This window comes from Vibrio sp. B1ASS3, from assembly GCF_905175355.1.
GTDB classification, from domain to species: Bacteria; Pseudomonadota; Gammaproteobacteria; order Enterobacterales; family Vibrionaceae; genus Vibrio; species Vibrio owensii.
In genome coordinates, this window is the sequence record NZ_HG992742.1 from 2343563 (window position 1) to 2364586 (window position 21024).

At 45.0% G+C, this 21024-nt stretch carries 18 protein-coding genes; 13 read left to right on the top strand and 5 right to left on the bottom strand.

Going from position 1 to position 21024, the window contains the following annotated elements; translation table 11 throughout:
* The first annotated feature begins 3 nt into the window (after nucleotides 1–3).
* The 3 genes from hutH to KJB05_RS10790 all read left to right on the top strand — a co-directional run bounded on the left by hutH (nucleotide 4) and on the right by KJB05_RS10790 (nucleotide 4039).
* The gene (gene hutH, locus KJB05_RS10780) at nucleotides 4–1539 is read left to right on the top strand and encodes a histidine ammonia-lyase (protein ID WP_208445464.1); all 1536 of its coding nucleotides are present in this window, start codon (nucleotides 4–6) and stop codon (nucleotides 1537–1539) included.
* Between the two features lie 144 nt (nucleotides 1540–1683).
* Nucleotides 1684–3063 (top strand): IS4 family transposase, encoded by a 1380-nt coding sequence (locus KJB05_RS10785; RefSeq protein WP_213053075.1) that lies wholly within the window; start codon nucleotides 1684–1686, stop codon nucleotides 3061–3063.
* A 250-nt stretch (nucleotides 3064–3313) separates the two neighbouring features.
* Entirely contained in the window at nucleotides 3314–4039 is a 726-nt protein-coding gene (locus KJB05_RS10790) for a DUF3581 domain-containing protein (protein ID WP_009705868.1), read from the top strand.
* A 116-nt stretch (nucleotides 4040–4155) separates the two neighbouring features.
* Here KJB05_RS10790 and KJB05_RS10795 read toward each other — a convergent pair whose 3' ends face one another.
* On the bottom strand, nucleotides 4156–4617 hold the full coding sequence (locus KJB05_RS10795; protein ID WP_208446521.1) for an isoprenylcysteine carboxylmethyltransferase family protein: 462 nt from the start codon (nucleotides 4615–4617) through the stop codon (nucleotides 4156–4158).
* A 160-nt stretch (nucleotides 4618–4777) separates the two neighbouring features.
* Between KJB05_RS10795 and KJB05_RS10800 the strand changes: the two genes are divergently transcribed.
* On the top strand, nucleotides 4778–6115 hold the full coding sequence (locus KJB05_RS10800; protein ID WP_213053076.1) for an IS4 family transposase: 1338 nt from the start codon (nucleotides 4778–4780) through the stop codon (nucleotides 6113–6115).
* A 35-nt stretch (nucleotides 6116–6150) separates the two neighbouring features.
* Here KJB05_RS10800 and KJB05_RS10805 read toward each other — a convergent pair whose 3' ends face one another.
* Nucleotides 6151–9186, bottom strand: a complete 3036-nt coding sequence (locus KJB05_RS10805; RefSeq protein ID WP_208446399.1) for an FAD-binding and (Fe-S)-binding domain-containing protein — start codon at nucleotides 9184–9186, stop codon at nucleotides 6151–6153.
* Nucleotides 9187–9443: 257 nt separating this feature from the next.
* On the opposite strand from KJB05_RS10805, the gene KJB05_RS10810 reads away from it, so the two are divergent.
* The 9 genes from KJB05_RS10810 to KJB05_RS10850 all read left to right on the top strand — a co-directional run bounded on the left by KJB05_RS10810 (nucleotide 9444) and on the right by KJB05_RS10850 (nucleotide 17483).
* Nucleotides 9444–10127 (top strand): DUF3334 family protein, encoded by a 684-nt coding sequence (locus tag KJB05_RS10810; RefSeq protein WP_208446398.1) that lies wholly within the window; start codon nucleotides 9444–9446, stop codon nucleotides 10125–10127.
* A gap of 153 nt (nucleotides 10128–10280) precedes the next feature.
* Complete coding sequence (locus tag KJB05_RS10815) at nucleotides 10281–10976, top strand: DUF2786 domain-containing protein (protein WP_005443269.1); 696 nt, start codon at nucleotides 10281–10283, stop codon at nucleotides 10974–10976.
* Between the two features lie 174 nt (nucleotides 10977–11150).
* Nucleotides 11151–11819, top strand: a complete 669-nt coding sequence (locus KJB05_RS10820) for an OmpA family protein (protein ID WP_009705864.1) — start codon at nucleotides 11151–11153, stop codon at nucleotides 11817–11819.
* Between the two features lie 76 nt (nucleotides 11820–11895).
* A complete protein-coding gene (locus KJB05_RS10825) occupies nucleotides 11896–12876 on the top strand; it encodes a J domain-containing protein (RefSeq protein WP_208446397.1) in 981 nt (326 codons plus the stop codon).
* A 177-nt stretch (nucleotides 12877–13053) separates the two neighbouring features.
* Nucleotides 13054–13239: a hypothetical protein gene (locus tag KJB05_RS10830; protein ID WP_009705862.1), complete on the top strand. Its 186-nt coding sequence runs from the start codon at nucleotides 13054–13056 to the stop codon at nucleotides 13237–13239.
* 279 nt (nucleotides 13240–13518) lie between these two features.
* Nucleotides 13519–13806: a hypothetical protein gene (locus KJB05_RS10835; RefSeq protein ID WP_005443275.1), complete on the top strand. Its 288-nt coding sequence runs from the start codon at nucleotides 13519–13521 to the stop codon at nucleotides 13804–13806.
* 458 nt (nucleotides 13807–14264) lie between these two features.
* A complete protein-coding gene (locus KJB05_RS10840) occupies nucleotides 14265–14657 on the top strand; it encodes a SulA-like leucine-rich domain-containing protein (RefSeq protein ID WP_208446396.1) in 393 nt (130 codons plus the stop codon).
* A gap of 152 nt (nucleotides 14658–14809) precedes the next feature.
* Nucleotides 14810–16189 (top strand): IS4 family transposase, encoded by a 1380-nt coding sequence (locus KJB05_RS10845; protein ID WP_213053077.1) that lies wholly within the window; start codon nucleotides 14810–14812, stop codon nucleotides 16187–16189.
* Nucleotides 16190–16379: 190 nt separating this feature from the next.
* Complete coding sequence (locus tag KJB05_RS10850) at nucleotides 16380–17483, top strand: phosphoribosylaminoimidazolesuccinocarboxamide synthase (RefSeq protein ID WP_039841097.1); 1104 nt, start codon at nucleotides 16380–16382, stop codon at nucleotides 17481–17483.
* Nucleotides 17484–17588: 105 nt separating this feature from the next.
* Here the strand turns inward: KJB05_RS10850 and KJB05_RS10855 are convergent, their stop codons facing one another.
* From KJB05_RS10855 to KJB05_RS10865, 3 genes are all read right to left on the bottom strand, one after another.
* Nucleotides 17589–19265 (bottom strand): alkaline phosphatase D family protein, encoded by a 1677-nt coding sequence (locus KJB05_RS10855; protein WP_208445392.1) that lies wholly within the window; start codon nucleotides 19263–19265, stop codon nucleotides 17589–17591.
* Between the two features lie 292 nt (nucleotides 19266–19557).
* Nucleotides 19558–19935: a hypothetical protein gene (locus tag KJB05_RS10860; RefSeq protein ID WP_005443279.1), complete on the bottom strand. Its 378-nt coding sequence runs from the start codon at nucleotides 19933–19935 to the stop codon at nucleotides 19558–19560.
* Between the two features lie 235 nt (nucleotides 19936–20170).
* The gene (locus KJB05_RS10865; RefSeq protein WP_005443280.1) at nucleotides 20171–20929 is read right to left on the bottom strand and encodes a phospholipase A; all 759 of its coding nucleotides are present in this window, start codon (nucleotides 20927–20929) and stop codon (nucleotides 20171–20173) included.
* Nucleotides 20930–21024 lie beyond the last annotated feature (95 nt).

A 21024-nucleotide genomic window follows, 5' to 3' on the forward strand; every position in this document is an offset into this window, starting at 1 on the left:
GACATGCTCAATTTAACGCTAAAGCCGGGCCATATTAGCTTAAACGAACTGCGTCAGGTGAGCCGCTCGCCTGTCAACCTTACTCTCGATCCAGAAGCCATTCCGGCCATTGAGGAAAGTACTCAAGTTGTCGACCGAGTGATTGAAGAAGATCGCACCGTTTACGGCATCAATACGGGTTTCGGTCTACTCGCGAACACACGTATTGCGCCAGAAGATTTAGAAACGCTGCAACGCAGTATTGTACTTTCACACGCCGCTGGTATCGGCAAATTCATGTCAGACGAAACCGTTCGTTTGATGATGGTGCTGAAAATCAATAGCCTTGCGCGTGGATTCTCAGGCTTACGTTTGAAAGTCATCAACATGCTGATTGACCTTGTGAACACACAAGTATATCCATGCGTGCCTCAAAAAGGCTCTGTCGGTGCATCGGGTGACTTAGCGCCGCTTGCTCACATGAGTACGGTTCTTCTTGGCGAAGGCCAAGCACGTCATAATGGCAAAGTCATTTCTGGCTTAGAAGCTCTGCAAATTGCTGGTCTAGAGCCAATCACACTGGCACCTAAAGAAGGCCTTGCACTGCTTAACGGTACTCAAGCTTCAACGGCGTTTGCGTTAGAGGGCTTGTTTATTGCCGAGGACCTGTTCTCATCTGCGACCGTTTGTGGCGCGATGTCGGTAGAAGCAGCACTAGGCAGCCGTCGTCCGTTCGACCCACGTATCCACCGTGTTCGTGGCCATCGTAGCCAAATGGATGCGGCGTTAGCGTATCGACACCTATTAGAAGCGACCAGTGAGATTGGTGAATCCCATTCCAACTGTGAGAAGGTTCAAGACCCTTACTCCCTGCGCTGTCAGCCTCAAGTTATGGGTGCTTGTTTACAGCAAATTCGCAATGCGGCAGACACTCTGCAAGTGGAGGCCAACTCGGTCTCAGATAACCCGCTTGTGTTTGCAGAAGATGACGACATTATCTCTGGCGGTAACTTCCATGCTGAGCCCGTTGCTATGGCGGCGGATAACCTTGCACTTGCGATTGCAGAGATTGGTAGCTTGTCAGAGCGTCGCATGGCACTGCTTATTGATAGTGCTCTGTCTAAGCTTCCTCCATTCTTGGTCGACAATGGCGGCGTAAACTCAGGCTTTATGATCGCTCAGGTTACTTCAGCTGCGCTGGCGAGTGAAAACAAAACACTTGCTCACCCTGCTTCTGTCGATAGCTTGCCAACATCAGCAAACCAAGAAGATCACGTATCAATGGCGACTTTCGCCGCTCGTCGTCTGAAAGAGATGGGAGAAAATACGCGTGGTATTTTGGCGGTTGAATACTTGTCAGCCGCGCAAGGGTTGGATTTCCGTGCGCCAAACAAATCTTCTGAGCGTATCGAAATTGCCAAGCAAATGCTGCGCGAGAAAGTCTCGTTCTACGATAAAGACCGCTACTTCGCGCCAGATATCGAGCAAGCCAATGCCCTACTCAAGCTTGCTTTGCATAACGCATTGATGCCAGAAAGCTTACTACCAAGCGTGCATTAATCTATCGCGCTAATGACCCTAAAGGCTCCTTCTTGGCTGTCTCTTATACACAAATCCCTAAGCTTGTAGCTTAGGGATTTTTTTTTTGAACTCTTTCAAGTGTGTGCGATCTGATCACTTAAGAATCCTTACTGAAACACTAAGATGACACACTCAGACGCTAAACTTTGGGCGCAAGAACAATTTGGACAAGCACAACTTAAAGATCCTCGAAGAACACAACGCCTCATCAGTTTAGCGACTTCCATTGCTAATCAACCAGGAGTCTCCGTGGCTAAACTTCCTTTTTCTCCCGCCGATATGGAAGGCGCATATCGCTTTATCCGTAATGAAAACATCGATGCAAAAGACATCGCTGAAGCTGGCTTTCAATCAACCGTATCCCGAGCTAAAGAGCATGAAGAATTACTTGCGCTTGAAGATACAACAACGCTCAGTTTTCCTCATCGAAGTATAAAAGAAGAGCTCGGGCACACGAATCAAGGCAATAGAACCCGAGCTCTCCATGTACATTCGACGTTACTTTTTGCACCACAAAGTCAGACCATTGTTGGTCTTATAGAGCAACAACGATGGAGCCGAGATATTACTAAGCGTGGGCAAAAGCACCAACACGCGACTCGTCCTTACGAGGAGAAAGAGAGTTACAAATGGGAGCAAGCTTCTCGCCGTGTCGTTGAGCGCCTAGGGGATAAGATGTTAGATGTTATCTCGGTCTGTGACCGAGAAGCAGACCTATTCGAATACTTAACTTATAAACGTCAACATCAGCAGCGCTTTGTCGTTCGCTCAATGCAAAGTCGTTGTCTAGAAGAACACGCTCAAAAGCTTTACGACTATGCGCAAGCGTTACCAAGTGTCGAGACAAAGGAGCTTACCATCCCCCAAAAAGGAGGGAGAAAAGCGAGAGATGTAAAGCTTGACGTTAAATATGGTCAGGTGACATTAAAGGCTCCGGCAAACAAAAAAGAGCACGCAGGCATACCTGTTTATTATGTTGGTTGCCTTGAGCAAGGGGCATCAAAAGACAAGTTAGCATGGCACCTCTTGACGTCGGAGCCAATAAACAACGTTGAAGACGCCATGAGAATTATCGGTTATTACGAGCGTCGATGGCTGATTGAAGACTTCCATAAAGTCTGGAAAAGTGAAGGTACGGATGTGGAGTCACTAAGACTCCAAAGTAAAGGTAACTTAGAGAGGTTAAGTGTCATCTATGCCTTTGTTGCGACTCGTTTATTGGCGTTACGTTTCATTAAAGAAGTTGATGAGCTATCAACAGAAAGTTGTGAAAAGGCCTTGGGCACAAAAGCTTGGAAGCTGCTGTGGTTGAAACTAGAAAGCAAGACATTACCTAAAGAAGTACCCGATATGAGCTGGGCGTACAGAAATCTTGCTAAATTAGGCGGTTGGAAAGATACCAAGAGGACGGGCAGAGCTTCAATAAAGGCACTATGGGAAGGATGGTTTAAACTGCAAACCATCCTTGAAGGCTACGAGCTCGCAATGTCTCTTGATCACTAGACTTGTGATCAAGAGACAGCCTTCTTGGAGCCTTTATTGTATTTATACGCATCAAGTCCCTCAATAATATGGTAAATCGCGGATTTATGGCCATACTGAATAGTGCATAACAAAAGCGCTCTTTTTGGTGCTTTATTCCGCTGCGTTATCGTTTCATTGTTAAGATACAGTGAAGTTTTCACTGGATGGACCATTGCTACGCAGATATTCGCATATAATCCCTGACAGTTTTGGTTACTACGTAAAAATTATGTTTCTAACACCTTATTTTTCAAACACTAATCACCAATTTCAGTTCACTCGTGAGCAAGCAAGTCACTTCGCAAAACGCGTAGCTGGTGATTACAACCCTATTCACGATGAAGACAACAAACGCTTTTGTGTTCCAGGCGATCTGCTTTTTGCAGTCTTGCTGAGCAAAGAAGGCGTGAGCCAAAAGATGCGTTTCGATTTCTCTGGAATGGTGAATGATGGCGTTGCACTTCACATCGAAAATAAGTGTGAAAAAGAAAGCGCCGTGGTCGATGAAGCAGGTAAAGAATACCTACACATGTCTCGCGAAGGCGAAACAAACCAAGATCCGGCATTTATTGAGCACGTGGTGACTAACTACGTTCAATTCTCTGGCATGAACTTCCCTCACATCATGGTTCCTCTAATGGAAGAGAAACAGATGATGATCAACTGCCAACGTCCACTGGTGATTTACGAAAGCATGGAAGTTGAGTTCTGTCGTTTAGACCTGACTCACCCAGAAGTCGATTTCACAGGCGCAACGTTTGATGTGGAAGGCAAACGTGGTGTTGTAACGTTAAACTTTGCATTCAAACAAGACGGTGAAGTCGTTGGTAAAGGCATCAAACGTATGGTGGCAAGTGGCCTTAAACCATACGACCAAGATGCAGTTGACGATTTGGTACAACGCTTTAACGAGCGTAAGGATGCCTTCTTAGCAAAGTTCGCTAAGGCAGCTTAGTCTTCGGAAGCAACGCTCCAGCAGACAAACCCTGCCGCTCTTTCCAAAAAAGAAATTCAATAGAAAGCCCAAGCAAATATGCTGGGCTTTCTTTTTATCTGCGGTTTGTTTATTCATCAAATCCAGCGACGGACCTGGTTCTTATAATCTAGGTAATCCTCACCGAATAGTCTTTCCAAAGCGCGTTCTTCTGGCTTAATTTGGTAGCGATTCATGTACGCGACAAACAATACACCGCACAAGATAACACTGAGATGTTGCCACCATGGACCAATAGCGATAATGACAAGCAAAAGCGCTACATACATTGGATTGCGTGTGTAAGCGAATACGCCAGTATCGACCACCAGCGAGGCGGTTTCTGGCTTCACGGGGTTTACTGTCGTCTTCGCTTTACGAAACTCGTAAACACCAGCAATGCCGACAAAACCTGCTATCAAAACAAGCCCAGCAGTAACAAACTCAACAAACGGTACGGTAATTTTCATTTCCGGCACGACGTCTTTCAGCCAGTACATCAGCAATACCATCAACAAAAATAGAGCGACAGGTGGCACTTTAAGCTCAAGCTTTTTCAATCTTCATATCCTTATGAGAATAAAACGTTGTCATCGTCAGTAACGGTTCTTAAATGATAAAAAGCCCAGTTAGACTGCAATGTAGATCAGATAAGGATCGGTTGACCGATCCTTCTGCTGAGAGATAATCGGAAGCCTGTTTCTAGGCTTCCGATTTTTTATGTCTATCCAAAACTGTTTTGCCGATTTCCTCGAAGAAAATCCTGTTGATGTAGCTCAACTCACCACTTTCTCTGAACATATCCCAGATGAATGGGTTGTTAAGGCAGCTAGTCTTTCTGATAAGGCGACTATTCGCCGACGTCGGCTACCAAGTGACATGGTCTTGTGGTTAATTGTCGGCATGGCCTTCTTCCGTAATGAACCTATTGCCGAAGTTGCACGAAGAATGAATGTCTGTGCGGATGGCTTAGTCGATGAAGAGTTATTAGCAAAAAGTGCTTTAACTCAGGCAAGACAACGTTTAGGTAGAGCTGCACCAGAGTGGTTGTTTAAACAATGTGGGCGGACGTGGGGTCTTGAACGATACCGTGATGATACGTGGCAAGGATTACAAGTTTTTGCTGTAGACGGTGCTCTTTTTCGAACCGCAGATACCCCCGAACTTAGAGAGCACTTTGGCTCGGGTAATACCTCCAGCAACAGACAGACACCGCATCCAGTGCTAAGAGTTGTGACTATCATGAATGTCCGCTCTCATGTCATCGTTGACGCCGCTATAAGCCCCTATCGGCGTGGTGAAATCCCGCTTGCTATGCCCTTCATCGACTCCTTGCCAGATAACTCTGTGACGTTACTGGATAAAGGGTTTTACGGTGCAGACTTACTTCTCTCTCTTCAAAATAGCGGTATCAATAGGCATTGGTTGATACCAGCAAGGAAGGGGCTGAAATACACACTTCTAGATGAAGAAGAAAGTAATGACATGCTCATAGAAATGAAAGTCTCTCCGCAAGCTCGCAAAAAGAACCCTAGCTTACCTGAGAAATGGCAAGTCAGAGCGGTGACCTACGAAGTACAAGGTAAGCAGAAAACCGTTTTTACCTCCCTTCCTAGAACAAACTACGACGCGAAGGCAGTAGCCAAACTCTACCACGAGCGTTGGGAAATCGAATTGGGTTATCGTGATATCAAAAGCTCAATGCAACACAATACCTTAGTATTACGCAGCAAAACAGTAGACCTTGTTTATCAAGAACTCTGGGGGCTGTTGCTTGGTTATAACTTAGTAAGACGTGAAGCGAGTCAGGCCGCGGTTGAGCATGGAAGAATGCCGAATGAAATTAGCTTTAAATATGCTTGTCAGTTTATAGCGAGCCAACTGAAGGTGATGAGTAAAGCGATATCGCCAGGCAATACACCTAAGCGTTTAAAGAGTCTCAGGGGAGATTTATCCATCCTCTTTATAGACAAACGCCCTAAGCCTAATCGGCCTAGGGCGGTAAAAATATCAAAGACCCGATATCCTGTTAATCGCAAAGCAACTCCGCTTAAGTGAACTACATTGCAGTTAGACTGGGCTTTCGTAAAGCATTATATCAAGGTTAGCAAAGCTTGAACTGGGTGCTTAGGTTTTACCCCTTCAAATCGTTTGACTTGGCTTCGGCAGGAGTACCCCGTAATCAAGCAACGCTCGTTATCGAGTTTGTCCAAGTTTGGCTTCCAGCTCAGATCATAAATGTCACGCGACATCGATAGCTTATCGACTTCATGGCCAAAGGTCCCTGCCATACCACAACAGCCTACAGGCACAGTGTTCAACACCGCACCGAAGTGAGCGAAGATAGCCCCCCACTCTTTCTCTGCATTTGGCAATTTGGTTTTCTCAGTACAATGAGCAAACAAGTACCAAGGTGCTTGCTCTTTAGATTCAAGAGCATCGAACTCGCTCAGTCTTGGGTGAAGCCACTCATGGGCAGTAAGTACATCAAACTTACCACGCTTGCTACCCAATACTTCAGCATACTCGTCGCGGTAACACAGTACCAACGCAGGATCGACTCCCACCAATGGGATATCTAAGTCCGCGACCATCTCCAAGAACTTCGCGGTATCTTGCGCGGTGTTCTTAAACTGACGTAAGAAACCTTTGATGTGTTGCGCTTTGCCGTTTGGCTTAAATGGCAGAAGAACGGGATTCATACCCAACTTCCTAACCAGTTTGATGAAGTCTTCCACCACCTCTGCATCGTAGTAGCTAGTGAAAGGGTCTTGAACAATCAGCACATACTTTTGTTTGTCTTCACTTGATAAGCCACTTAGTGCTTGGAGGTCATAAGCCGTGGTTAACGTCTCGACTCGCTCTTTCAAGGTTGGTACAGACAATAACGGAGCATCAACATAACCCACCGTCGAAGCCGTTAGACTTTGTACCCAAGATTGCTTGAGCACACCATTCACGACACTTGGCGCTTTGGCCATTAATGGCAGCATGGATTCAATGTTCGACACCAAGTAATCTTTTGCCGGACGTTGGTAACGAGAGTGATAAATATTGAGGAAGCGAGAGCGGAAACTAGGTACATCCACTTTAATCGGACACTGACTCGCACAAGCTTTACACGCCAAACAACCATTCATCGCTTCATACACTTCGTGGGAGAAGTCATACTCATGACGACGGTTAATCGAATGACGCACACGGTCGATCATGGTTTTAATGGACGTTTTGTTTTCCAGCGTCTGCTTCTCTAAGTCGAGAATATCAATGCCCTGCTCAGTCAATTGGCGCAGCCACTCACGAACTAAACCTGCACGCCCTTTCGGCGAATGACGGCGGTCTGCAGTGACTTTCATTGAAGGACACATAGGTGAGCTGGTGTCGTAGTTAAAACACAGGCCGTTACCGTTACACTCCATCGCTTGCTTGAAGCTATCACGTACCTGTACGTCAATCTGACGATCGAAGTAGCCGCGTTTGGTGTCGGTCACTTTCACAAGCTCTGCATCGCTATTCAGCGGCGTACAGATCTTGCCTGGGTTCATTTTGTTGTGTGGGTCGAAAGCGGCTTTTACTCGGCGCAATTCAGTAAAGAGTTCTTCACCAAAAAACTCAGGGCCGTATTCAGAGCGGAAACCTTTACCGTGTTCACCCCACATTAAGCCGCCGTATTTTGCCACCAATTTAACCACTTCATCCGAGATTTCATGCATCAAGGCTTCTTGATGAGGATCGCACAGATCCAATGCAGGTCGAACGTGGAGAACACCAGCATCTACGTGGCCAAACATACCGTAGTTAAGTGATTTTGCGTCTAGCAACTCACGAAATTCAACGATAAAGTCCGCTAAGTTTTCTGGCGGAACACAAGTGTCCTCGGCAAACGCCACAGGTTTAGCGCGCCCTTTTGCTGCGCCTAATAACCCCACGGCTTTTTTGCGCATGTTGTAGATACGGCCGATACTCGCCACATCACTGCAGACTTGATAGCCAATGATGCCCGCTTCTTCCGTTTCTAGCATCGTATCGAGCTTGGCGGTTAGGAACGCGACTTGAGAAGCCACCTCCTCTTCATCCTGACCAGCGTACTCAACCATATTAATGCCAAGCATATCTTTATCAGGTACGTCGGTAATCAAGTCACTGACGGTGTGCCAAACAATGTCTTGCTTCGCCAAGTTCAGAACTTTTGAATCCACAGTCTCAACGGACAACGCTTTCGCTTCCACCATAAATGGCGCGTTGCGCAGAGCCGAATCAAAACTGTTGTACTTAACGTTAACCAGAGTACGCGCTTTAGGAATGCGGGTTAGGTTGAGCTTCGCTTCGGTGATAAAGGCCAATGAGCCCTCAGCGCCGCACAAAACACGAGTGATATCGAAGCTGTCTGCCTCTTCATCAAATGCGTTTTTAAGGTCATAGCCAGTTAAAAAGCGGTTTAACGGTGGAAACTTATCGTTAATTTGTTGGCGCTTGTCACGGCATACCGATTCCGTCACACGCATTGCCGTATCGGCAAACTCCCCTTCATTTGGCAAGCCATGAGAAAGGTCGGATTCTAAAATCGAACCATCAGCAAAAACCGCCTGAAGAGAAAGAACGTGGTCAGAGGTTTTACCGTACTTGAGCGAGCCTTGGCCGGACGCATCGGTGTTGATCATCCCACCAATCGTTGCTCGATTGCTGGTCGATAAGTCTGGCGAAAAGAAATAACCATACGGACGAACAGCATCATTCAGTTGGTCTTTAACCACACCCGTTTGAACACGAACCCAGCCTTCTTCTTCATTCACTTCTAGAACTTGGTTCATGTGACGAGACAAATCAACCACTATGCCCTTCGTTAAAGATTGACCGTTCGTACCCGTACCGCCACCACGAGGAGAGAAGGTAATACGCTCGTATTTTTCTTTGTTGCTGAGTTTACCGATGAGGGAAACGTCTTGGGTGGTTTTGGGATGAACAACAGCCTGAGGAAGTTGCTGGTAGACACTGTTATCAGTGGCTACTGCGAGACGGCTAGAGTATTGGCTTTCGATATCGCCAGTGAACCCGGAGTGCTCAAGCTCTTTGAGAAAACTAAGAACAAGAGGATCGACATCCGTTTGCGAGTGTAATCTTGGTAACATTTGCTTCCTGCCCCTACTGCGCTGATCCAATCAGCTGCGGGTTATCTAATTTTTAATCATTCTCACCTTCAACGACCAAAACCATTGGCGAGTTAGCGGTATGAATGAGGTTGTTTTCTTTGAATTACGTCACTTTACAACATTTAAAAAGGCGTTCAAATCAGAATCTCAATACAAGAATTAAACTTATGCTTTATTTTATAACGCTTGATGCCTTACATTGAAAAAGAAATAGCCTTTCAATATGAGCTTTCAGGATGAAAAAAAATAAAGTTGTAACCACTGAAGATATCCTTCTAAAACTTTGCCAGTCGGTTTCTGGCGTACTTACTTCAGCAACCTCTTCTCAAGTTAACTACTCTACCATGGTGCAAAAGATCAACAAAACCAGCCTCAAGCCGGATTTTGGTTGTTTTGTATTGTTTGATGGAGGCTTCACTGGCCTTGTTGTGATTAACTTTACAGCAAAAGCGGCCTTAGAGATTTACACCAACTACATGCGTAATATGGGCATGCCAGAGGAAGAGTTAGCGATCTCACACACTTCAGATGAAGTGGGCGATGTGCTTGGTGAGCTGATGAACCAATTGGTCGGCGACTTCACCAATAAGATTCGTAAAGAGCTGCAGACCAATATCACGCAAAACCAACCAAAAATGCTTTCGCTCAACAAACAGGTGATCCTGCAAGTTGATACCAACCTAGACCGTCCTCAAGCGCGCCGAGTCACCTTCTCTACAGAGAACAATAATATCTTCTACCTAGAACTTGCGATGGATAAGACCGAGTTTATCCAACTTGAAGAGTTTGAAGTGGCTGAAGATGAAAGCCCGGACGATATTTTAGAAGCCACTCGCAAAAGTATGGCTGACAAAAAAGCGGCAGAATCAGCAAGCTCAAAAAGTGATGCGGATGATCTGCTAGACCAACTTGGTCTGTAATATTGTCAAACAACGACCTTTCTCAAAGCCTCTTTCCATAAGGGGCTTTCTTTTTGCAGCACAGTTTTCCCTCTCCATCGTTATTCCGTTTTTCCATCAAAAAAGGTAGTATATCCGACTTCCTAAATTTTCAGTTCCCGGTACTGGTCGTCGATGGATAAACAAAAAGCTCTGAAAAAAATCGCCAAGTGTTTAGAACTGGGCAACTCCGCCAACGTAAATGAAGCGGCGAACGCTATCAAGATGGCGCATCGTCTCATGCTGAAATATGGCTTGGATAAGGACGATATTGAGTTTATCAAGATGGGTAAGACTCAGTCTTCACATCTCTTGCCAGCCAGCATTAGCTCGACGATATTGCGCGTGATTCGCGGCATCAACACTAAGTTCGGTGTTGAGGCGGTTCTTCTGAACCATAAAGGGCTTAAACGAGTAGAGTTTATCGGTGAAGCAGACCGCGCGATTTTTGCGGCTTTTGCCTTTGATATTATCTATCGTGAGATGAACGAGAGCACCGGACAGTTCCGCAATAGTTTCGCGGGTTCAGGCACTTCTTCAATGGAAGTAACACGTCGTGTTAACTCGTTTGTTTCTGGTTGGGTAGAGGGCGCGCTCGAAAAGCTACCTGTGATCTCACCAGACGAAGAATCCGCAAACAAAATCAATAACTACATTGATAAAGAATTTAAAAACATCGACCGTGAGACGTTCAAGAAACAACTCAAGGAAGCGATGAAGAACATCACTGCAGATTACGAAGTCGGCTTGAAAAAAGGCCGCAAAGTTTCCGTTAACCGAGGTGTTGGCGGAGAGCAGGCGAGAAAAATGTTGGATAACCCTTCTAAATAACTCTGGAACTGATTACAACATCGCCAACTATAAGAAAAAGCTTACAAAGCTTACAAAGCTTACAAAGCTTCTATCAATCTGACGTTCGCATAACAAATATCAATACCTTCTATTCCATAATTCACATCCCATTATGAGGCGCACTTGCGCCTCGGCTTATACGGAGATTTTCCCTTGAAAAAGATGTCTATTGCACTTGCGCTAGTGCTGGCTCTTACTGGCTGTCAAGCAACACAACGCCAAAACGCAACTACAGGTGAATACGAAACTAACTCAACTACGCAAGGTGCGCTTATCGGTGCGATTGCGGGTGCAGCAATTGGTCTTGCGACTGGTGACGACGCTAAAGAACGTCGTAAACACGCATTGATTGGTGCAGCAGCTGGTGGTGCTACAGGCGCTGGTGTTGGTTACTACTTCGACCAACAAGAAGCGGAACTGCGTCGTGCTCTATTAAACTCTGGCGTACAAGTTGAACGTGTTGGCGAAAACCAACTGCTTCTTCGCATGGAAAACGGCATTGGCTTCTCTTCAAGCTCTTACCAACTAGACGCAAGCATCCACAACACACTTCGTGGTGTGGCTCGTATCCTAGTTGAATACCCAGACACAAGCCTTGTGATCGATGGTTACACAGACAGCACAGGTAGCGATTCTTACAACCAAACGCTATCAGAGCGTCGTGCTGAATCGGTACGTCAGTACCTAGTATCACAAAACGTTGCACCAGGTCGCGCTATCGCACGTGGCTACGGTGAGCGTAACCCAATTTGCTCAAACCAAACTTCTGAAGGTCGTGCTTGCAACCGTCGTGTTGAAATCCAGATCTTGCCACTGAAGTAATTTGGTTGCACCATATCGGTAATAACAATTATTACCGGAGCAGGTCTAGCGTCGTTCGCTAGACCTGACATACCCAATGTCTTTCAGAACCACTGCCCTTACCTTTGCTTTAAGTGTCTGCCTTACGAGCACTGCATTTGCTTCTCAGAACCCGACACAACCTGAAGCTCAATTCGACCTTGCGCAGCAACTGGCGTTGAAACCCAATCCAGAATCACCGACTGACGCACGTTATTGGCTAGAACAAGCGGCACATCAAGGTTACTTACCCGCTCAAAAACAATTAGCAGAAGATTATGCTCGTGGTTTAACTGGCAACACGGATTTTACCCAAGCGATTTATTGGTTCACTTCTGTTGCGCTAAACGATCCAACCGACCGTGGCTTTTTGTTGGCCGATTTTGTCCAACACCATCAAGCGGAAGTATCGAACTCTGATCTTGTCGAAGCTTGGTATCAACTGTCTGCACTTAAAAACCCTCTGGCAGAAGAAGCCTATAACCAGTTTTTGGAAGATCGCTTCAATCAACTCAGGGCCAAACAAGTTTCTGAGATTGTAGAGCTGGATAAGCAAGCCACTGACGAAGAACAAAAAGAGACCATTGAAATTCAACAAGCGAAGAAAGCTGAAAACTCCAGCGTTTGGTATGCCTCTGGCGCTCTAGGCTTTGCTCTACTTCTTGGTGGCGGAGCATTCGGTTACCGCAGGCACACACAAAAGGCCAAAGCCACTGCAGCGAATGAAGTGTCACGCTCTCTGCAATTAGAGACACAAGTGAAAGAACTTCAGTTCGCCAATAAACAACTTAAGCGCCAACTCGAAAAAGTATTTAAAGAGTTTAAGAAGATAAAAGGTCAATCTGAGAACCAAAAACTTCTCGTCGCTTGTGCAATGTTTGGCTATACCCCGCAAACTATTCCAGACAGTAAAGCAGTGAAGTTGCGCTACAGACAATTATCTAAACTCTACCATCCTGATTCTAGGGGAAGTGAAGAAGAAATGAAGCGTTTAAATCAGGCGTTTAAAACCATTTCACAAAATGTTACAAAAGAGTAAAACCCAGCAACACACCTTTATCTTGCGAGCTTTTCATCCTAGAAAATAAAGGCTCGCAATCGATCTCCCTCTCAAACAAATTAACAGACATTTAACTTGACCATCTTTTATATGCCATAATGCTGGGCGAAAAATAACACCTAGCGACTTAAATTTATGTAGGTGGGGAGAAAATCAATGTTCACTGAAGAAGGCACCTGTGACTGGTGTAAAAAACCTAGCTTTGTAACTCGTCATGATTACGTAGATGGTAAATACCATCGTTCATGCAGCTCTTGCTACGACATCGCGAAAATCGATGTCCGCCTATTCAACCAAGGCGAATTGCAAATGCGCGAGCGTTTGGAACAACGAGCAAGCTAAATAGAACAAATCAACGGAACTGATTTTCAAGGGCGCCTTATCACAAGGCGCTTTTTTGATCCTTCATTAGAACGTGAAGCCCTCACAACCAAAACACTCCGCAATCACATTCTCTAGTCCTCTGGTGGTTCTCACACTCTCAAATCGGCTATTAATTGACCTATGAAAAACAGTGTCACTTATTTCATAGTGATGTCGATGGTTTTCCCTGTCAGCGGCTCAAACCCACGATATATCTGGAGTATAGTTTTGTCGCTCAAACAAAAAATAGGTGACCATATGTACACAGATGAAGCGGAAGCAATTATTGCTAGCCAGCCTCCTGAAGCCGTTGCAACTGGCGAGTTGATGGTTTTGAAAAATACAATTAAAAGAAAAGTCTCTGGCCCTAACAAAAGTCGATTATTGCGATTAGCAAACTCCGACCTTGGCAGTTTATGCTCTCGCGCCAATTCAGGTAACATCGAACAAATTCGCGCCATGTTTCAAACTATGGTTCAGCTTGTAAGGGCTGGCAACATCGGCCAATTTGAAACAGAAATCGCACGTGCAAAAACCGAATTCTAACCATTATTAAACATCGATCCTTGTATTTTCAGGCTGCGTATTCGTAGCCTGCTTTTTATCGTTGTCTGTAAAAGCAAAGCGCTTTCTTGAACGTCCCGCCTCTGCCTTCCTTGTTTTCTCTTCCTTTCTTCTCCCTCAAAAGCACTAACACCACTGTGTGCCTTCACGAAAAAGTACTGTATAAACCGGTTAAAACCACTGTATAGCTAAGGCAAAATTACTGTATATACAGTAGTAACCACCTGTATATACAGCTCCGAAATGCAAGTGACCTCACATTTCACCATGTTTATCAAACATATCAAAATCCAAACTTTATATCTTAATTTCAATAACTTAGACAAAAACCAAGTCATAAGTACGGAAAAGTTTTTCAACTCCATTCATAAAAATCGGTTGATCAGGCATCAAAAACAAACTACTGTATACACATACAGCATGTATAAAGGGACAGTAAAATGCAGTTACAAACTCAATCTCATACATACTCTCGCTACAACGTATTGGCACAAGCAACACAACCTATGGATGTGTCTGACCAACTTCTTTCTAAGTTGGCAGTATTGTCTCAACAACAGCAATGGATTCTGTTTACCGCTGAGTGCCCTCGTCCTCATTTTGAGCAACTTGCTGCTTCCAACATTCGCTGTCAAAACATCATTCAGATGAAGCCGTCTCAACAGCTTTCTGAAGTGGAAATCGTGATTAAAGCTATTCAGTCTGGTAACGCTAGCGCTGTCGTCGCATCGAACAAGATTGCCCTAATGAATCAATCAATGCTTCGCGATATTGCTCAACGTTATCAGTGTGAAGTCTTTTTCGTCGAAGGCAGAGTGAACAAGTACCACTAACAAGATCGACGTTATCCATCCTGCATCTCGCCTCCTTTTAAGGCTGTCTCTTATACACAAATCCCTAAGCTTGTAGCTTAGGGATTTCTTTTTTTGAACTCTTTCAAGTGTGTGCGATCTGATCACTTAAGAATCCTTACTGAAACACTAAGATGACACACTCAGACGCTAAACTTTGGGCGCAAGAACAATTTGGACAAGCACAACTTAAAGATCCTCGAAGAACACAACGCCTCATCAGTTTAGCGACTTCCATTGCTAATCAACCAGGAGTCTCCGTGGCTAAACTTCCTTTTTCTCCCGCCGATATGGAAGGCGCATATCGCTTTATCCGTAATGAAAACATCGATGCAAAAGACATCGCTGAAGCTGGCTTTCAATCAACCGTATCCCGAGCTAAAGAGCATGAAGAATTACTTGCGCTTGAAGATACAACAACGCTCAGTTTTCCTCATCGAAGTATAAAAGAAGAGCTCGGGCACACGAATCAAGGCAATAGAACCCGAGCTCTCCATGTACATTCGACGTTACTTTTTGCACCACAAAGTCAGACCATTGTTGGTCTTATAGAGCAACAACGATGGAGCCGAGATATTACTAAGCGTGGGCAAAAGCACCAACACGCGACTCGTCCTTACGAGGAGAAAGAGAGTTACAAATGGGAGCAAGCTTCTCGCCGTGTCGTTGAGCGCCTAGGGGATAAGATGTTAGATGTTATCTCGGTCTGTGACCGAGAAGCAGACCTATTCGAATACTTAACTTATAAACGTCAACATCAGCAGCGCTTTGTCGTTCGCTCAATGCAAAGTCGTTGTCTAGAAGAACACGCTCAAAAGCTTTACGACTATGCGCAAGCGTTACCAAGTGTCGAGACAAAGGAGCTTACCATCCCCCAAAAAGGAGGGAGAAAAGCGAGAGATGTAAAGCTTGACGTTAAATATGGTCAGGTGACATTAAAGGCTCCGGCAAACAAAAAAGAGCACGCAGGCATACCTGTTTATTATGTTGGTTGCCTTGAGCAAGGGGCATCAAAAGACAAGTTAGCATGGCACCTCTTGACGTCGGAGCCAATAAACAACGCTGAAGACGCCATGAGAATTATCGGTTATTACGAGCGTCGATGGCTGATTGAAGACTTCCATAAAGTCTGGAAAAGTGAAGGTACGGATGTGGAGTCACTAAGACTCCAAAGTAAAGGTAACTTAGAGAGGTTAAGTGTCATCTATGCCTTTGTTGCGACTCGTTTATTGGCGTTACGTTTCATTAAAGAAGTTGATGAGCTATCAACAGAAAGTTGTGAAAAGGCCTTGGGCACAAAAGCTTGGAAGCTGCTGTGGTTGAAACTAGAAAGCAAGACATTACCTAAAGAAGTACCCGATATGAGCTGGGCGTACAGAAATCTTGCTAAATTAGGCGGTTGGAAAGATACCAAGAGGACGGGCAGAGCTTCAATAAAGGCACTATGGGAAGGATGGTTTAAACTGCAAACCATCCTTGAAGGCTACGAGCTCGCAATGTCTCTTGATCACTAGACTTGTGATCAAGAGACAGCCTTTTAAGGGGGCTTTTTTTGTGCTTTAACAAATTAAGGCAAACGTTTGCTTTTTCTCTGGCGAGTTAAAATAGTTCTGGTATGATGCCATCATTCGATTTATTCAGCGTGCTCTTTTCGCTGGATATCTTCTCTTTATGACGTTTGATTAAGATGATAGGAATGTCGCAATGAGCCTTGCTAATCAAGTACTTGCCGTCAATGACGACCTGCCAATTCGCACCCACAAGCCTGTTCACAGCGGAAAAGTTCGCTCTGTTTACTGGTTAACTGAAGAAGACAGCGCACGACTGATCAAAGAAAAAGGATACGATGTCGCTCCTGATGCCCCGCTAGCCATCATGGTGATCAGTGACCGTATCTCTGCATTCGATTGTATCTGGCACGGCGAAGGTGGACTCAAAGGCGTTCCGGGTAAAGGCGCTGCACTCAACGCGATCTCTAACCACTGGTTCAAATTGTTCAAAGACAACGGCCTTGCTGATAGTCATATCTTGGACATCCCTCACCCATTTGTTTGGATCGTACAAAAAGCGAAGCCAGTTAAGATTGAAGCAATCTGCCGTAAGTACATCACAGGTTCTATGTGGCGCGCTTACGCAAATGGCGAGCGTGAATTCTGTGGCATTCAGCTTCCAGAAGGTCTTGAGAAAGATAAAGCGCTACCTGAATTACTAATGACACCTTCAACCAAAGGTATCTTGAAAGGCATTCCAGGCGTTCCTGAAGCGGATGACGTGAACATCACTCGCCAAAACATTGTGGATAACTATGAAGCTTTCAACTTCTCTAGTGCAGAAGACATTGCACAGTACGAAAAGCTATTGAAAGAAGGCTTTAACGTGATCAGCGATGCGCTTGAAGCCGTTGACCAAACGTTCGTAGATACTAAGTTTGAATTTGGTTACGTGCACGACGCTGCCGGTAACGAAAAGCTAATTTACATGGACGAAGTCGGTACGCCTGATTCTTCACGTATTTGGGATACGAAAGAATACCAAGCGGGTAACATCGTTGAGAACTCGAAAGAAGGTTTCCGTCAGTTCTTACTAAACCACTTCCCTGATCCTGATATTCTGCTTAACAAAGAACGCATGCCAGAGCGTGAAGCACTTGCTCGTGATAACGACCTACCAGTGGAGTCTTTGATGGATATCTCTCGCACGTATATCGGCATCGCAGAAAAAATTACAGGGCAACCAATCAAGTTGAGCGATAATCCGAAAGCAGAGATCATCGAAATCTTGAGCAAAGAATACGGTCTAATCGACTAAAGCCAGCCTCTGTGTTGAATTACTAGATTAACCAATAAGAAAGTCCGCCAAGTGCGGACTTTCTTATTTCAAGCGCAGTCGTTTAGAACGTATTCGTTAGCAGCCCTACTCGATATCGAGCGTCAGACCATCCGTTGTGGATGCCGACTTGGTTGTCACTTGATAGTTTTTGTCTTTAATGCTGGAAAGCATGTACCACGTTGATTGTGCTTTCTCTGGCGTAAAAGTCACACGCATGAAACCGCGTTGCTTAATGTCTGTCCATTGCAGTTCAGACACCAAGTTCGGTAATGAGTATTCCATCTGAGCAATCGCAACTGGCTCCAACGCTAAATATTCTTCCAAGCCCGGCGAACTGACCGAACTGGTCGCGAACTCAACGCCAATAGGATTGTTCGACACATCCTTCAACTCACTAGTCCATGCATTATGTGTATCACCCGCCAAACATACAAAGTTGCCTGAGCTTGCTTTAGCAATTTCATAAACGCGCTCACGTTCGACATAGTAACCATCCCAAGCATCGAGGTTATACGGCAGCTTAATCGTGTCTGAATTTGGATCGGCAAGATAACCGGCGATTGCATTGTTCACTGCCAATAGCGCGTCCATCTTCTGCTCATCGGTTGCGGTAAAGAGTTGGAACATCGCCAACATAACAGAACTCGGAAGCTCCATACGTGACATCAGCACTTGCTGTCCAAGCACATTCCACTTTGCATTTTGGCTATTAAACGCATTCATCAACCAAGCTAATTGCTCTGTACCAAGCAGTTCTCGTTCGGTACTACGTGACTGAGCAACTAGGTTACCAATTGCTTCCATTGTTGGTGCAGTTAGGGAGAAATAATCCAAAGGTTGGTCGCGACCTACCAATCGAGTGTCGAGCATCATTAGATTGATTAGATCACCAAAAGCAAACTGACGATAAATCAGCATGTTTGAGAAGGTGTTTTCTCGCACAGGGAGCCATTCAGTCCAAGCTGCTGCTGCCGCGGCGCGTCTGTCATTAAAGCTGCCTTCATTGTCTTGATGGTTTTCCGCTCCCTCTTTCCATGCATCATTAGCTAACTCGTGGTCATCCCAAACCGCGATCATTGGTAGCGCCGCATGTAGAGCTTGCAGATCTTCATCTTGGCGATATTGAGCATAGCGCTTTCGATAATCATCTAAACTAATACACTCTGTGCCTTTGCTCGGCTCACGCCCTAGCGCAGCTGCATCTTCGCTCGCATAACCACCAGCGCCGTATTCATAAATGTAATCACCGAGATGCAAAACCACATCGAACGCTTCCTTTTGATGCTGAACAAGAATCTCTTTGTAGACGTTGAAATACCCCGCCGGATAATTTGCGCAAGACACGACTGCCATAGATGCTTTGCTCACGCTGCCTTCCGGTAAGGTCTGTGTCATACCAACGATGCTTGTACTCTCTCCCACCATGAATCGGTAGTAGTACTGGGAACTTGGATTAAGGTTTTGCACATCGACCTTGACCGTAAAATCGCGACTGGTATCCGTGGTAAAAGTGCCACTTTGCTCGATGCTAGAAAAGTCTTCCGTTGCAGACACCTGCCAAGAGACATCGACATAACTCGCCTGCGTAGTCACCCGTGTCCAGATAATCACTTGAGTTTGAGTTGGGTCACCAGTGGCGACGCCATGCTCGAATGAGGCAGCAGTGGCGGTATTGTTATCATCACTCCCACAAGCGGTCAGCGTGGTAGCAACGGCTCCTGAAGAGACGACTTTTATAAAATCTCTGCGAGACAATGACATAGTAACTTCCTTTGTTATTGTGTTTTTATCGATGCGCGTTTCCTGCGCTGAGTAACGAGCCAATTTAGGCATTGGGGTCTTTTGGCTAATTACTCTAAAAAACATTACGTTAGAAGCTAGTTATGACAATTGCATTTCTTAATGTTAATTTTTTGTTACTTTAAGTATAAATACTCTATATTCATCACAGTTCCAACAAATTGAAAACCAATTTATAGAATCAATAAAGCAAACATAAAAAAAGCGACCGTTGCAGGTCGCTTTTGTGTTTGGGGGAAATGTTCCTTGGGTGTTAGAGCTTCAAATTAAGCACATCTTGCTCTGCAGTTTCTACTTTTAGTTTACTTCGAGATTCAATGTACTCTATCTGTTTTGAGTCTAACGAATAAGGCATAACTACACGTAATTCATGGATCCCTTCGTGTTTTGCTAGCTTCACCAACATCACTAGATTGGATTCATCGCTCTGACGAGAAGACATCGATTTTAAGGCAGCATCCCAAAGGCGATCCTCTGGTTGGCTTAACTCCGCGATGTTCTGTTTCCACATCAGGCCAAAAATGGGAGCAATGGTGGCGAATGCCTCCAAGAAGGTCCACTTCTTACTTCCCGTTGCCCCTAGGAAGCTTGTGTAGTCGAATTCAATGCATGTCTTTCCTTGTTGCTCCATCCTATGCCTCGACACTCTGAAATGAGATATACAAAATATCGTTCAATTATTTTGATATAGCAATAGGATATAAAACAATGGTCTTTTATGCCCTAATTTAACCTCAAAAGGAAATATTAAAACCAGCTTTGTAACAAATGATGTACAGCTTCGCCATATATAAGCATCCAATTGATTAATATTTTAAACGCCAAACTAAAACTAAGGGGCAACAAGGGATACAAGCAGATCGGCGTTATAAGTTAACCAACCTGATCCCAAGCCCAACACGCGTTTGTGAATGGTCGTAATCAATCAAGGTTTCACCATAACCATGGTAGCCCTGAACATACAAACCTAAGATGTCATTGAAGTACAAGGTGTACCCCAATTCTACGCCACCTTTATCATCGGCAAAGTTATAGAAGCCTCGGGTATTAAACACACCAGCGCCAGTGTAGACCTTTGCCCACAGTTCATACGGGGCATAATAGTTTTCCATGTCATCATTTTCGGTGGTGACCACCCACCAAGCGTGCGCACCGTATTCAACAGGACCAGAAAAACGCTCTGCTGCGATATAAAGGCGATCCCAACTACGAGAAAGCTTACTTGATTGGCCATTTGACTCATGCTTGTACCCCACCTCTAAATGGTTGAATAGCAGCATGTTTGATTGATGTGCAAGAAACACTTGAGGTTTGTAATTGGTCTCTCTGAACGGAGAAGAAATGTCAGAGTTAGCAAGTTGCCAGAGAGACTTTTGCGTGTAAGACCCCATCAAAGCTGTACCGGAACTGAATCGGTAGAATGGGATAGAAGCCGAGATTTGAAACTTCACTTCAAACTGTTGAAGTGAGTCCATATCTGAACCGAGCTCGTTGTAGGCGTCTTGATTGATGTCTGTGGTGTAGGTACCCAGAACGTAGTTGTCTTCGTATGTTGAGATGTGTGTGATGCTTTTGCCGTACGCTAGTACCGGACACAACAATAGTGGAATCGCTTTATACTTCATCGTTTTCCTTCACGCCGCTCAACCGGAGCGGCAAATTCATTCCTTATCACCTAATAATCAGGTCATAAACTGCAAGGGAAACGGATTAAAGCAAT